The sequence below is a fragment of the Patescibacteria group bacterium genome (assembly GCA_028717685.1).
Lineage (GTDB): Bacteria > Patescibacteriota > JAQUNI01 > JAQUNI01 > JAQUNI01 > JAQUNI01.
On record JAQUNI010000002.1, the window covers coordinates 71,606 to 85,476 of the forward strand.

Sequence of the window (13,871 nt, forward strand, 5' to 3'; positions counted from 1 at the left end):
TTCGTGTTAAAATAGGAATAAGAGATAAAAACGCAGGAACAAAAAATTTTTGTTCCTGCGGATAATTTAAATTGATCTCCATTTATGACCCAAGCGGAAGCTTTTGCGATCTTAAAATTAGGCTACAACGCGCTATTGACCGGACCGCCGGGGTCAGGCAAGACTTTTTTATTGAATCAATTTATCCAATACTTAAAAAAACACGGGGAGAACGTCGCTATTACCGCTTCCACGGGCATTGCCGCTACCCATATGAACGGCGTGACTATTCATTCTTGGTCTGGCTTGGGCATTAGGGAAAAATTAGGTGAAAGGGATTTGGAGGATCTTTTGAGAAGACCATATTTAATTAAGCATTTTCGCAGAACAGAGATTTTGATTATTGATGAGATTTCAATGCTGCATAGTTTTCAGTTTGATTTGGTAGATCAGATTTGTCGGGCGTTCAAAGAGAATGATGAACCTTTCGGCGGCATGCAGGTTGTTTGTTCGGGCGATTTTTTTCAGTTGCCGCCTGTGCAAAAAATAGGAAAAGCCGCGAAATTCATTACGGAATCCGATGTCTGGCCAAAGATGGACATTAAGGTTTGTTATCTGGAAGAACAACATCGCCATAAGGACGTTGACCTTCTTTCTTTGCTTGGACATATTCGCGATAATAATTTAAAAGAATCGCATAAAATATTATCCAGCAAACAGCTCGGAAAGACAGTTTTTTCTTTATCGCCGCCCAAGCTTTATACCCATAACGCGGATGTGGACGTGATTAACAATATGGAGTTAACCAAGATTCCGGGGAAGGAGTTTGCCTATTCAATGCGGGGAAGCGGTCCGAAAAAGTTAGTGCAAGCTTTGCAAGCGGGGTGCCTCGCGCCGGAGCGGTTAAGGCTAAAAAATGGCGCGAAGGTGATGTTTGTGAAAAATAATTTTGAAAAGGGATATGTGAATGGAACATTGGGTAAAATAATTGGCTTTGATGAACATAAATTTCCGATTGTTGAAACTTGCGCGGGCAAAATGGTAATTGCCTTGCCGGCGAGTTGGACTATTGAAGAGGACGGAAAGGAAAGAGCGGCAATTTATCAATTGCCCCTGCGCTTGGCCTGGGCAATCACGGTGCATAAAAGCCAAGGCATGACCTTGGACGCGGCGGAGGTTGACCTTTCCAAATCTTTCGTGGAAGGGATGGGCTATGTCGCTCTTTCGCGGGTGCGGTCTTTTGACGGCCTCAAATTGTTAGGGATCAATGATCTAGCGCTTCAAGTGAATAAGGAAGTTTTAAGCTTGGATAAAAATTTAAGGCAGATATCGCGAGAGGCGATGGTTTCTTTACGGGAAGAAATAAACCAAAGAATGAAGTTGAAAGATGACGAGATTGAAGAGGATATTAAAAAGGAGAATAAAGGTCATCTTTCAACTTACGAGAAAACTAGAATGTTGGTGGCGGAAAGATTGCCGCTGGAAGAGATTGCTTCAAGACGCGGTTTGAAACAAGAGACTATCGTGAGCCATTTAGAGAAGCTAGCGCAAAATAATAAAATTAAGGAAATGAGCTTAGATTATTTAAAATTGCCGGAGAGCCGTTTTGAAATTATCAAGATTGCTTTTCAGCAAACTGGGGAGATGTATTTAAAGCCGGTGCGTGAAATATTAGGCAAAGATTTTTCTTATCAAGAATTAAGATTAGCGCGCTTATTTCTATGACCATTTCCTGCAAAGTTATTCCTAACGCCAAGCAGAATAAAATAGCCGTTCTTTCAGACGGTTGTTTTAAGACTTATTTAACCGTGCCAGCAGTGGAAGGTAAGGCGAATAAAGCCTTAATCAAGATTCTGGCGGATTGTTTTGACGTGGCAAAGGGTAAAATCCAGATTATGCGCGGGGAAAGGGGAAGGAACAAAATTGTTCGGGTTCAAAAATAGGAGAGATGGGTTTGTGAAGTCTTCATGGGGGTAGTGAGCAGAGACACGAAGTTTTGATATCTCTACATATTTTTTAAAAAATGTTATAATAAAATTAAGCCATTAAATTTCATTTTTATGCCTTTAGATCAAAACCAAAATCAGGATAAAACATCTGCTCTCCCTGCTTCACCCCAAACTTTGCAAGAAGTTAGTGAGCAGAGATTAAAAAAACAAGCTCTTGAGGGGCAAAAAATAGCTGAGGGGGGCGCATCCGAACCCCAAAGCCCGCCCGAGATAAAACCCGAGTTTGAACAATTATCAGAGAGAAAGGCAATAACATCTCCTCCTCCGTCTCCAGAGGAGGCGCAAGCTGCACCCGCAGAGCATCCTTTAGTAACCATTCAAAGGGAAAAGGCGCGCCGCGCTTTAGAGGAACAAAATGCCGCCGTGGAAAAATTGGAAATGGCGCGGGAAGCAGTCCAGGGCACGCAGGAAGAAATTGAAAAGGAAAGTGAAAAGACTGCCGCGAAAGCGGAATTATCCGCGGAAAGAATAGAGAAAGGAAGGCCGCAGGGCGTGGAAGCGGCGCGGCAAACGCAAACCGCGGCAGGCAAGGCAGAAGAAGCGGCAAAAGACTTAAAGCAAGAAGCACGGGAAGCGGTCGCAGAGCAAAAAGAGGTAGCGGGCGCAGAAAAGAAAGCGCAGGTTGAAGTGCAAAAATTTAAACAATTACAACGTTTGGATCCTTATGCTCAAAAAGATGCTTTAAGCCAGGGTCGTGGGGAAAAGAAAGCGGCATGAAAATCGTGTAACTTATAACTTGTAACTTATAACCCAAGAGAGAATGGAACGGACAAATCAATTTCATCAGGAATTAAAGAAGTTTATGGATATTTATGCAAATAAAGTTTATGATTATACTCAAGATTTCCCTAAGATAGAGCAATTTGGTTTAACATCGCAGTTACGGAGAGCGGCTTTGTCTGTGATCCTGAATTATATAGAAGGTTATGCCCGACAGAGCAGAAATACTTTAAGGAACTTTTTAGAAATTTCATATGGATCATTAAAAGAAAGTAAGTATCTTATCTATTTTTCTCATCACAGGCAATATTTAAATAAAGAGCAATATTGTGAACTAATTAATCTGGCTGAAAAAATAGGAGCAATGCTTTGGGGGATAATTTCAAAACTCAAAGTTCATCGCCCGTAATGTGTTTTATAAATCTTGAGTTACACGTTACACGTTACACGTTACGCTATCTTTATGAATGAAACTAATTTTTCCATCATCTATCTTTTATGTGGGATGCTTTTTGTTCTATTGCTTATTTTGATTGCTTATTTTTTGATATTGAGCCAGCGTAAGAAATCCAAAGTGCCTAAGGCTTTCCAAACAACTTTGTTTTCAATTCGGGTGCCCAAAGAAATAGGCAAGGGGGAGAAAGAGGAAAAACAGGAAGAGAAGGAATTGATCGCGGTGGCGGAACAAGTGTTCGCCGGCTTCGCGCAACTCAATCGCATGAAAAAAGCCAAGCTTTGGGAGGAAAAAGATTTTGTTTCCTTGGAAATTGTGGCGCATCATAATGAAACAAGTTTTTACGTTTGCTGTCCGAATAATCTGGTGGGGCTCGTGGAAAAACAAATCCAGGCGGCTTATCCCAGAGCCGAACTGGAAGAGATGAAGGAATACAATTTTTATACTCCCGAGAGTGTGGTGCTCGCGACGAATATGGTTTTGGCGCGCGAAAACGTTTTTCCAATCAAGACTTACAAATACTTGGAAAATGATCCCCTTTCGGCTCTTGCTAATGCTTTAAGTAAGATGGGAGACCAAGAAGGAGGGGGTATAGAATTGATGATTCGTCCCGCTCCCAAAGGCTGGCAGACCAAGGGTCTTTCCGCGGCGCGCAAGATTCAGCAGGGCGTGAAAACCGCGGAGGCGGTGGGCGCGAAGGGCGTGGCAGGGAAGCTCGCACGCTTTGCCGGCGAGGTGGTGACGACAGCGGTTCAAGGAGCCGAGAAGAAGAAAAGAGCGCCGGAAGTGGAAGGGGAAAAACAGATTGAAGCGCCGCCTTCCTTAACCCCCCTGCAGCAGGAAACGGTAAAGCTTTTGGAAGAGAAAGCGAACAAGGTCGCTTTTGAAACCAATATTCGCTTGGCGGCCGCGAGTCCCACGCGCGAGCAAGCCGAGATTAAATTGTCCAATTTAATTAACGCTTTCCAGCAGTTTACTTACCCCGAATATAATAGTTTCAAGCCAGATAAGAATAAAAAATGGAGCGCCAAAAAAACGATTACTAATTTTAACTTTCGTTTTTTTGATGAGGAAAAAGCGAGCATTTTAAATACCGAGGAGCTGGCGAGCATTTTTCATTTGCCTACGGCTTACACCGAAACGCCAGAAGTGAAATGGCTTACCGCCAAGAAGGGCGAGGCGCCCGCCAATCTGCCCCAAGAAGGGATTGTGATTGGCAAGAATGTTTTTCGGGGCGTGGAGAGATTGGTGCGGATTCAAAGAGAAGATCGGCGCCGCCATTTGTATATTATTGGTCAGACCGGAACGGGCAAAACCACCTTGCTTAAAAATATGGTGGCGCAGGATTTGCAAAGCGGCGAGGGTGTTTGCGTGGTGGATCCCCATGGCGAACTCATTGAAGAATTATTAGGTCTTATGCCGAGAAACAGAGCAGAAGATGTCGTGGTTTTTGACCCGGGAGATATTGACCGCCCTTTAGGGCTTAATATGTTGGAGTACAACACGCCCGAACAGAAGGACTTTGTAGTTTCCGAGATGATTGCTATTTTCCATAAGCTTTTTCCGCCGGAGATTGTGGGTCCGATGTTTGAGCACAATATGCGCAATGTGATGCTGACCTTGATGGCGGATCCGGACAATCCAGGGACGATTACCGAGATTCCGCGGATGTTCACTGATCCGGAATATCAAAAATACAAGATCGCGAAAGTGACGGATACGGTGGTGCGCGATTTTTGGGAGAAGGAAATGGCAAAGACCACGGATTTTCATAAATCCGAAATGTTGGGCTATCTAATTTCCAAGATTGGGCAGTTTGTGGAGAATACGATGATGCGCAATATTATCGGTCAGCAGCGCTCCGCCTTCAATCTCCGCGAGATTATGGACTCCGGCAAAATTTTACTCGTTAATCTGTCTAAAGGCAAAACCGGCGAGATTAATTCTTCGTTGCTCGGTCTCATCATTGTTTCTAAAATTCAGATGGCGGCAATGGGGCGGGTGGATATCCCCGAGGAAGAGCGGCGCGATTTTTATCTTTACATTGATGAGTTCCAAAATTTCACCACGGATAGTATTATGACGATTTTGTCCGAAGCCCGCAAATACCGCCTGAATTTAACCCTCGCCAATCAATATATCGCCCAGCTTCCGGAACAGATTCGCGACGCGGTTTTTGGCAATGTCGGCAGCCTTGCTTCTTTCCGGATCGGACCCAATGACGCCGAGTTTGTGGAAAAACAAACCGAGCCGGTTTTTTCTGCCCACGATTTAATCAATCTTGGCCAATTCCAAACCTATTTGAAACTTACTATAAATAATACGCCTTCCAAAGCCTTTAGTATGCAGACCTTGCCGCCCGAGCAAAAGCCTGACCGCGATTTGGCGCAAAGAATAAAAAATTTATCGCGCTTGAAATACGGCAAGGAGCGCGCGGAAGTGGAAGCGAAGACTATGGAGCAGCTTCAGCCGGAAATGGAACCAGGAAGTGGGGACCAGGAATCAGGAGGAATTATTAATTCTTCTGTTTAAGTTTTGGCGTTAATTTTTTACCAACATCGTATTTAATAGATCTGCTATATTTTTGACTTTTTGTTTGAGTATCATCGGAGGCATATTTGTTGGTGGGTTAATACAGGATTTGAGTGGAGATATAATATGTATTATATTGATTGGCTTGGCAGTTTTAGGAATAATTATCACCAGCGTTTTCTGGTCTGAAAGACTAGGGAAAATAATAGGACTCGCGATCCTATTTTTTGTTCTGGGCGTATGGCGCTTTGAGATGAGCGCGCCCGAAATTAACGCCGCGCACATTGCTTATTATAATAATCAGGAAGAAATGAGCTTTTTGGGTATAGTCAATAAAGAGCCAGACGCGCGGGACATAAATACCAAGCTCACAGTGGAAGCCGTGGGCAATTATCAAGGCAAGATACTGGTAACAGTTCTAAATTATCCCCAATACCATTACGGGGATAAACTAAAAATCACCTGCAAATTGCAAACCCCAAAAGAGGAAGAAGATTTTTCTTACAAAAATTATTTAAGCCTTTTTGGCATTTATTCGGTTTGCTATCCAAAAGAGGGGGGAGTGCAATTACTGTCTTTCAATAACGGCAATTTTATTTACGCAGCCATTTTGAAACTAAAAGCAGAAACCAGCAATGTGATTAGCAAAATTTTGCCAGAACCGCAAGCATCATTGTTAGCCGGATTAACCTTGGGCGTGCGAGGTAATTTTCCGCAAAAAGTTTTGGATGATTTTTCCCGCGTGGGTATAACCCATATCATCGCTGTTTCCGGTTTTAACATCACCTTAATTTCTACGATAGTGATGTCTATCCTTTTAACCTTAGGTTTATGGCGGAAGCATGCTTTTTATTTCGCGGTTTTGTTTTTGATTTTGTATGTCATCTTGGTCGGCGCGCCCGCTTCTGCGGTAAGGGCGGGGGTAATGGGATTTCTGTTTTTATTGGCGCAACGTTTGGGTCGCCTGAATTATTCCGCCAACGCGATTGTTTTTGCCGCGGCGGCGATGCTTGCCATTAATCCCAGGCTATTGCCTTATGATGTCGGCTTCCAGCTTTCCTTCGCGGCGATTCTGGGACTTGTTTATGTTTATCCAATTTTTGTAAAATGGTTCGCGAAATTACCAGAACTTGGCTTGATTAAAAATATCGTCTTGCTTACCCTTGCCGCCCAAGTCGCCACCTTGCCTTTATTGATGTTTCATTTCAGCAAGCTTTCATTAATTTCTCCGATTGCTAACATTTTGGTTGTTCCCTTTATTCCCTTAATTACAATTTTAGGTTTCTGCGGCATTATTTTCGGTTTTGTTTATTGGCTATTTGGCTGGATATTTAGTTGGCTCATCTGGCCGTTTCTAACCTTGATTCTTAAAGTCAGTGATTATCTAGCTCAAATTCCTTATAGCTTTTTAGAATTAAAGATGCAATGGTGGATGGTGGTCATTTATTATTTAGTTTTAATAGGATTTTTGGTTTGGTATAATAAGATTGGAATTAGGAAGCAGGAATTATGAATCAGGGAGTTCCTCCCCTTTGTAGGGGGAGAGATTTCGGAGGGGCTCATTCCTGATTCCTGATTCATTATTCCTAATTCTATTTTTAAATGTTGTTTCAAAGATATAAATATTATATCCTCGGATTTTTAGCTGTGCTTGCTATACTTGGTTGGTGGGCAGTTTTGGAGGTGAAAAAGCCCGCGCAATTTCAGGTTGTCTTTTTTGACGTGGGACAGGGAGACAGTATTTTTATTGAAGATGAAGAGCGGCATCAAATCCTAATTGACGGGGGCGAAGGGAAGGCGGTTTTAGCAAAACTTGGTAAAGCAATGCCGTTCTTTGACCGTTCATTAGACGCGGTTATCCTTACGCATCCGAATAGAGACCATTTGGGGGGCTTGATAGAAGTTTTAGAAAGGTACAAAGTGGACAGGGTAATTTATAATGGCGTGGAAAGCGACGATGAATATTACAAAAGATTTAAAGAGATTATCGCCAAGAAAAATATCGCAGTTTCATTTCCGCGCTATGGCGAGCATATTATACTCGCCAATAACACCCGTCTTGATTTCTTGTTTCCCTTGGAAGGTTTGAGGGATAAAAAGGTGAAAGATTTGAATAATACTTCCATTATTTGCCGTCTAGCGCGCGGAGAGAAGGAATATCTCTTGATGGGCGACGCGGGACTAGACGAGGAAGCGGAGTTGATTTCTAATAATGTATATCTCAAATCCGATGTTTTAAAAGTAGGACATCATGGCTCAAAGAATTCCACAAGCGAAAATTTTTTGAAAGCCGTTGAACCGCAAGCCGCGATTATCTCCGTTGGCAAAAATACATATGGTCATCCGAACGAGGCTATTTTAGAAAGGCTTCAGGATTTGGGGACTCAAATTTTGAGGACAGATGAAAGAGGGGATATCAGTTATTAATTTTTAATTTTAAATTTTCATTTGTCATTGCGAGGAGGGCATTTAAGCCCGACGAAGCAATCTCCTAAATCTGTATCAATGTAGTTCTATGAGATTGCTTCGTCGTCCGCTTGAGGGCGGACTCCTCGCAATGACAGAATTCAATGTCAATGACTAATTTTAAAACATTACAACCAAGCGGGATATTTTTAAAATTTTATTTATTGCACTTTATAGGCTATAGTATTAGTGTAATTCGACTGGCTATTTATTAGTATCTTAGTATTGGGGGTGGTAGAACATTAGTCCTCTTGTTGGTCGTGGGCGCGGTAATACCATCGCTGTTGCTGCCGCGGTCTCTAACACTCGCCATCTATAACAAGTGCCCTAATCAACCCGTAAAATTTTTCGGGGATATGGTTTTGTGGATGGTCAAAACCATAGAGATTAGGAAGTAGGCTATAAGATGGCTAGATAGAGAGGGGATGAATTTTTTGTTCATAGTCTCCTCTCCATTTTTTTAATTTTGCTTTTTGTAGTTTTTATGCTAGAATTGAAAAAGATGAATTATTAAATTTTCTAAAATTATGGAGGAAAAAAATAAGATTAGCGCTGATCATCCGAGCCAAGAGCGCACGGTCGTGATTGTTAAACCCGATGCCGTAGTGCGGGGTTTAGTCGGTGAGATTATTTCCCGCTTTGAAAAGCGGGGGCTCAAGGTCATTGCCCTGAAGATGGTTTGGCCGACAAGAGAGCACGTGGAAAAGCATTATTCAGGCTCCGAAGAATGGCTCCGCGGTATGGGTCAAAAAACAATTGACGCCTTTAAAGAGTATGGAATGAATGTTAAAGAAAAAATGGGTACTGATGACTCTTTGGAGATCGGTAAACTTGTCCAAAAATGGAACGTGAGTTATTTATCTATGGCGCCAGTGGTGGCAATGATTTTAAAAGGGATGCACGCCATTTCCACGGTGCGAAAATTAGTGGGCCATACTTTACCGATTTTAGCCCAGCCGGGAACAATCCGCGGCGACTACTCTATTGATACCAACACAGCAGCGAACATTGACCAGCGGGCGATCCACAACATCGTTCACGCTTCGGGCGATCCCGCCGAAGCGGCACATGAAATTGAACACTGGTTCGCGCCCGAAGAAATTCTTGATTATAAACGGGCAGAGGATGATGTGATGTTCGCTTAAAAAATCATATAACGTGTAACTTATAACTTATAACTCAAGGAAGAGAGGCGGGGTTCAATGAAACTCCGCTTTTTTTAATGCTCTTTAGTTTTAAGATCTTTGCCTTTCTATGTTTGGGCGTCATTACGATATGACGCTTCTTTATTTAATGAAATGAATTTTACAATAAAAACCCCGCGCCAAGATTGACTTAGAATTTTATAATGAAAAAAGTCGCTAAGTGTTTAGCGACTGTTAGCTTTCTTGTTCTATTTTTTAGTATTAATATCCCGATCTTCATTATTATCTTCTTCAATAATCTCGGGATTTTCTACCACAATTTCGTCTTTGTTTTCTTCTTTATTATCATTGTCTCCATCTGCGCCTATAGGTTTTTTTAAGTCTTTATCACTAATGTCATGATCAGAAAGTTGGACATTAAACATCCTTTCGACTATGGCTTTCATTGCACTATTTTGGCCTGCTTGGAAAGAGCCAAGTAATTTAACACACTCCCTATATACCTTTTCTTTTTCACCTAATTGTGCAATTTTCCATTCCTCTATCTTGTCTAATAATTTAAACATCTGATCAGGATATATTGCGATTTTCCCGGCCTCATCTTTAACGATATCTGCGATTCCTTTCCGGATATTGAGGTCTATTAGAGCCTTTTCTTCTGTTAATCTGTTAAGCATATCTTCTTGCATCATTTTCAATGCGAAATTTGCTTCATCGTTCTTTCTTTTTTGTTCGGCCTCTTTATTTTGTATTTCCAATTTATGTACCGCTTCAGCTTTCGCAAGTATCATTGTTAGTTCGGCATCACGTTGTTTATTTTTCGCTTCATATTCGTTCTGCACATCTTTGATCTCTAAGCTCTGAATTAGTTCTGCCTTTTCAGTTTCTTTCTGTTGTTTATCCTTTGCTCTTTGTTCAATAAACGCAACCATTTGTTGATTCTCTGGGCGCATTTCATCAATCGCTATACTGATGACTTCAAAGCAAGATTTTGTATTGACCAAAAAGTTGTTTATTGCTTTTAGAACTTTTTCGTCAAAATCCTGCGATAAAGGAACGATATCTAAGTAATTAAACAGAGCGATGTTTTTTCTTAAAACATCACATATCTGATCAGTAAGTGATATTTCTTCTTGTTGGGAATTAACAACGATTCGTTTAATACTCTCATTATCCTCTTTGATTTTTACTTGGGCGTTAATTTTGCCTCTTAAAGCAATTTTATCTTGCGTGTGAAAATTGCCCACAAACGTAGCTTCCACATTTTGGGGTGTCATCTTGACAAAAGCCAGTCTGTCATAATTGCGGTTCCATTTCATTGGTATTGCGACTAACCCAATTTTTGCCACTGTGAGGGGAGTATTCCCATTCATAAATGCTAACCTTAATTCTTTAGTGGAATAATGTTCTTGAAGCCATTTCGGTTCTTTATAAGAAACCCAATTTATACTTGCCATCTGAATTTCCTCCTTTTAAGTTGTGAAATGTACGATCTATTCTATGCCTTATCAAACTTTAGCGTTTTTCTAGTTTACATGGAATTATAAGACATATATTTAAATTAGTCAATGATTTATATTTGACATAAGTAATTTTCTATTATAATATCTAATGAAATCAGATCAAGATGGCACTTTATATAAAATAATATATTTTACTGACGTTTTCAAACTGGAGGTATAGACTATGTCTGAACAAGATTTAGAGATTCGGGGTATCCACTATATTAAGCGGCCGAGAAGGCAAAAAATTCTTGCCACAATAATACTGCTATTTTGCTCCTTCGCATTTTTAACAGTGTTCATTTTGGCTAAAAATGTCTATAACAGACTGCATCGGGTTAATCGTCCAAGCACTATATCCTTAGAAAAGCCGGCGAGCTATGTCCCAGAAGAGGTTAAGGTTATCAGTTTTTCATTAACACCCACAACTAAGGAGGAATTGAAAGCAGAAGTTTATCCGAATAAGAAACTATATACCAAGCATTCGGGAAAGCATTTTTATCAAGAAGATGACGTTAAATCTGAAGGAAATATTTCAGAAAATAACTTAGAAGACAACGTCAATCAAGAAGACTCATCAGATAATGCTCAAGACGATACCCAAATTACAGCAGATTCTGTTGAAAGCTCTGCCTTTGATCCAGAATATCGTTCCAATGTTGAAGACAAAACGCAAAAGATCAATGCTTTATTGGAAAGTGTTGACCAAAAGCTTCAAAGCGAAGGAGGAGATTAAGATGAAAAGAGTAATATGTGTTCTAGCTATTGTTTTTGCCTGTTTAACTTTATTTATTCCAACGTCCTATAGTGTAACTAATCAAGAATTGCAGAAACAAATCAATGATCTTAGAGAAGCGTTAAATAATCATGTTGCGAATTGCGGCAATAATAATGCCCAGTTTAAGAAGGATATGGAGTCAGCGCTTTCCCTACTTGAAAAAGCAATGCAACAGGTTGATACTTCGGCAAGTAACATCCAGTTAGTTCAGAAAGCCGTAGATGATCAGAGTAGGATTGTGCTCGCAGTGCAAAAAAAACAAGGCGAGCAAGATGCTAATGTTAAGAATATCCAAACCCAATATGTGAATCTTGAAAGTAAGGTGGATGCGTCTAACAGAAACCAGAAAGTAATTGCTGTGCAGGACCTTTTTGCCAAGAAACAGGAAGCTTTGGAAAAAGGGCAGTATGCTCTTGCGGAGAAATATGATGCTGCGATAGATGCTGCAACGAAAGAAGTTAGGCGGAAAAACCAAGTTGTGCGTTCATCCGATATTTCAGCAAATGTGGCGAGGACACGAGAGCGAGCAAAACAAGATAGCTTAAAAACCGAGGCAATAATTAGTCAGGCGTTAACTACGGCTGGTTTGAGAGAAGAGGATAGGGAGCTTCTTTGCCTTTATGATATTTATTCACAGGGATCTAGTTTGGGTCAATATAAAAGGTATCTTAAGGAAATTGATCAGGAGGCAAAGTTTACTCAGTTTGAACAGGTAGCAAGGCAACTTACTCAAGCGGGTATATTTAAACCAGGAATAGTGCGAATCAGGCTCGGAGAGAATAGTGGTACCGTAGTAGCGGATCCCCTTGATATGCCGAGGATCTGCTCGAGAATGATAGCAAATTATAAAGAGAAAAGACTTACTAAACTCGGAGAGCCATATGTTACAAAAGTATCTCAAAAAGATCCGCCAAGAACTGCTTATAGAATTCAGCGAAAAGGTGCTGACCTCGATGGTTTCTATACAAAGATAGGTCGGAGCGGCAGAGATGATAGAGATTAGGAGGACAACATATATCCAGGCGTCTCTGTTACCTTAGGCTCTTGATTCAAGGCAATTGATATCAAGAGCTATTTTTTTTAATGTCTTTACCCCGTTAGAAACATGCCCCGCCCCGTTAGAAAATTTTTTCTAACGGGGCACGCAGCTAGGCTAGCGGTTAATATAGAAATATAGATAACTCGTGCGGTTGGGCTTAATGCCCCGCACGAGTTTCTAACGGGGTTGACAACCATTGGGGGTTTGGTAAAATAGAATTAAGTATATGACTAATGTGATTTCTAAGTTTAATAATAGTTCAAAAAACCTAGCCTTATTGTTGGTGGGCGTTTTGTTGCTGCCACTCGCGGGCTAGGTTTTTTCAATGTTTCAAATATCAGAAAATAAAAATCTAGCCCGGGAAAGGCTAGTTTTTTGTTTTTGTTTTTTTGGTTCTTTACTTAATCAAATTTTGTGATAGGAGGTATAATATGTACTCTTTGGAGTATCTGCAGGTCCTTGCCGGAACTCAAACACCAGTTGTTGTACTGGGTTTAAAGAATGGAGATGAAGTGTTAAAGGAAGCAGCTTGTTGTGGGGATAATCTGTTGGATGCGGTGTTTAAAGCGGTAAATAAGATGACGGATATTAATGCTAAGTTTATTGAGTGTTCTTTAAAGGTTTTAATGAAAGGTAGGGATATGATGGCGGAAGCGGTTATACATATCGCAGTCAATGGCGGAAAAAGCATTGGTCGTGGCACAAGCAAAGATATTGTAGAAGCAAGCACCAAGGCCTATCTTGCCGCTGTTAATAATCTTAATGGGAATAAAAATTCCCATAGGGGAAAAGGATTCCCGGCCAACTGCAACAGGTGATAAAAGCAGTGTCCACTATTACCCCTTCAAAGTAGCAATCATCAAAGCTCACAAAGAGCGATCCTCTTTGCGGTGCCTAGAGTGTACCCGAGCAGTTATCCTGCACAATTGGGATAGCAGGTGATTCGCCATGTTAAAGAACTTCGTTCTCTAACGGGGTTTGCTGCTTTGGGCAGGTTCGCTAAAAAAGAAGTTTTTTCTTTTTATGAACCTGCCTTTTTATTTTTTAGTTGTGTTCCACACTTTATGTTTTATCCACAGTTTTATTTGACAAATATTTTTCTTTTAATTAGACTATTAAAGGTATGAATAACCTCAAGTTTCAAAAATATATCCGCACCATTAAATCCGATTTTCTGGACCGGCTAGTTTTGTGATGTGAAAACACAAATTAATCGTGAAACTAGCTGGTCTTGAAAAACAAGACCA

12 protein-coding genes are annotated in these 13,871 nt (G+C 40.8%); 11 read left to right on the top strand and 1 reads right to left on the bottom strand.

What is annotated here, in order from left to right; genetic code table 11:
- Window positions 1-84 precede the first annotated feature (84 nt).
- The 8 genes from PHW01_03825 to PHW01_03860 all read left to right on the top strand — a co-directional run bounded on the left by PHW01_03825 (window position 85) and on the right by PHW01_03860 (window position 9,305).
- Window positions 85-1,704, top strand: coding sequence for an AAA family ATPase (locus PHW01_03825; GenBank protein ID MDD5627106.1), 1,620 nt, complete (start codon window positions 85-87; stop codon window positions 1,702-1,704).
- Window positions 1,701-1,922 (top strand): DUF167 domain-containing protein, encoded by a 222-nt coding sequence (locus PHW01_03830; protein ID MDD5627107.1) that lies wholly within the window; start codon window positions 1,701-1,703, stop codon window positions 1,920-1,922. Before PHW01_03825 ends, PHW01_03830 begins: the two co-directional genes overlap by 4 nt.
- 117 nt (window positions 1,923-2,039) lie before the next feature.
- Window positions 2,040-2,705: a hypothetical protein gene (locus tag PHW01_03835; protein MDD5627108.1), complete on the top strand. Its 666-nt coding sequence runs from the start codon at window positions 2,040-2,042 to the stop codon at window positions 2,703-2,705.
- A 43-nt stretch (window positions 2,706-2,748) separates the two neighbouring features.
- Window positions 2,749-3,117 (top strand): four helix bundle protein, encoded by a 369-nt coding sequence (locus PHW01_03840; protein MDD5627109.1) that lies wholly within the window; start codon window positions 2,749-2,751, stop codon window positions 3,115-3,117.
- Window positions 3,118-3,171: 54 nt separating this feature from the next.
- Window positions 3,172-5,694: a type IV secretion system DNA-binding domain-containing protein gene (locus PHW01_03845; protein MDD5627110.1), complete on the top strand. Its 2,523-nt coding sequence runs from the start codon at window positions 3,172-3,174 to the stop codon at window positions 5,692-5,694.
- Between the two features lie 109 nt (window positions 5,695-5,803).
- A complete protein-coding gene (locus tag PHW01_03850) occupies window positions 5,804-7,207 on the top strand; it encodes a ComEC/Rec2 family competence protein (protein ID MDD5627111.1) in 1,404 nt (467 codons plus the stop codon).
- Window positions 7,208-7,296: 89 nt separating this feature from the next.
- Window positions 7,297-8,121: an MBL fold metallo-hydrolase gene (locus PHW01_03855; GenBank protein ID MDD5627112.1), complete on the top strand. Its 825-nt coding sequence runs from the start codon at window positions 7,297-7,299 to the stop codon at window positions 8,119-8,121.
- Window positions 8,122-8,687: 566 nt separating this feature from the next.
- The gene (locus PHW01_03860) at window positions 8,688-9,305 is read left to right on the top strand and encodes a nucleoside-diphosphate kinase (protein MDD5627113.1); all 618 of its coding nucleotides are present in this window, start codon (window positions 8,688-8,690) and stop codon (window positions 9,303-9,305) included.
- 248 nt (window positions 9,306-9,553) lie between these two features.
- Here the strand turns inward: PHW01_03860 and PHW01_03865 are convergent, their stop codons facing one another.
- Entirely contained in the window at window positions 9,554-10,762 is a 1,209-nt protein-coding gene (locus PHW01_03865; protein ID MDD5627114.1) for a hypothetical protein, read from the bottom strand.
- Window positions 10,763-10,991: 229 nt separating this feature from the next.
- Here PHW01_03865 and PHW01_03870 point away from each other — a divergent pair, with 229 nt between their 5' ends.
- The 3 genes from PHW01_03870 (at window position 10,992) to PHW01_03880 (ending at window position 13,442) form a co-directional block, all read left to right on the top strand.
- Window positions 10,992-11,543: a hypothetical protein gene (locus PHW01_03870; protein MDD5627115.1), complete on the top strand. Its 552-nt coding sequence runs from the start codon at window positions 10,992-10,994 to the stop codon at window positions 11,541-11,543.
- Window positions 11,464-12,588 carry a hypothetical protein gene (locus PHW01_03875; protein ID MDD5627116.1) on the top strand — a complete coding sequence of 375 codons (1,125 nt, stop codon included), beginning with the start codon at window positions 11,464-11,466 and terminating at the stop codon, window positions 12,586-12,588. Before PHW01_03870 ends, PHW01_03875 begins: the two co-directional genes overlap by 80 nt.
- Before the next feature lie 476 nt (window positions 12,589-13,064).
- Window positions 13,065-13,442 carry an alpha-isopropylmalate synthase regulatory domain-containing protein gene (locus PHW01_03880; GenBank protein ID MDD5627117.1) on the top strand — a complete coding sequence of 126 codons (378 nt, stop codon included), beginning with the start codon at window positions 13,065-13,067 and terminating at the stop codon, window positions 13,440-13,442.
- Window positions 13,443-13,871: the final 429 nt, after the last annotated feature.

Excerpts from the sequence above, each read along its gene's own strand:
- PHW01_03865 (MDD5627114.1), bottom strand. The coding sequence starts at position 10,762 with ATGGCAAGTATAAATTGGGTTTCTTATAAAGAACCGAAATGGCTTCAA.
- PHW01_03860 (MDD5627113.1), top strand. The coding sequence starts at position 8,688 with ATGGAGGAAAAAAATAAGATTAGCGCTGATCATCCGAGCCAAGAGCGC.
- PHW01_03825 (MDD5627106.1), top strand. The coding sequence starts at position 85 with ATGACCCAAGCGGAAGCTTTTGCGATCTTAAAATTAGGCTACAACGCG.
- PHW01_03875 (MDD5627116.1), top strand. The coding sequence starts at position 11,464 with ATGTTGAAGACAAAACGCAAAAGATCAATGCTTTATTGGAAAGTGTTG.
- PHW01_03830 (MDD5627107.1), top strand. The coding sequence starts at position 1,701 with ATGACCATTTCCTGCAAAGTTATTCCTAACGCCAAGCAGAATAAAATA.
- PHW01_03845 (MDD5627110.1), top strand. The coding sequence starts at position 3,172 with ATGAATGAAACTAATTTTTCCATCATCTATCTTTTATGTGGGATGCTT.
- PHW01_03870 (MDD5627115.1), top strand. The coding sequence starts at position 10,992 with ATGTCTGAACAAGATTTAGAGATTCGGGGTATCCACTATATTAAGCGG.
- PHW01_03855 (MDD5627112.1), top strand. The coding sequence starts at position 7,297 with ATGTTGTTTCAAAGATATAAATATTATATCCTCGGATTTTTAGCTGTG.
- PHW01_03835 (MDD5627108.1), top strand. The coding sequence starts at position 2,040 with ATGCCTTTAGATCAAAACCAAAATCAGGATAAAACATCTGCTCTCCCT.
- PHW01_03840 (MDD5627109.1), top strand. The coding sequence starts at position 2,749 with ATGGAACGGACAAATCAATTTCATCAGGAATTAAAGAAGTTTATGGAT.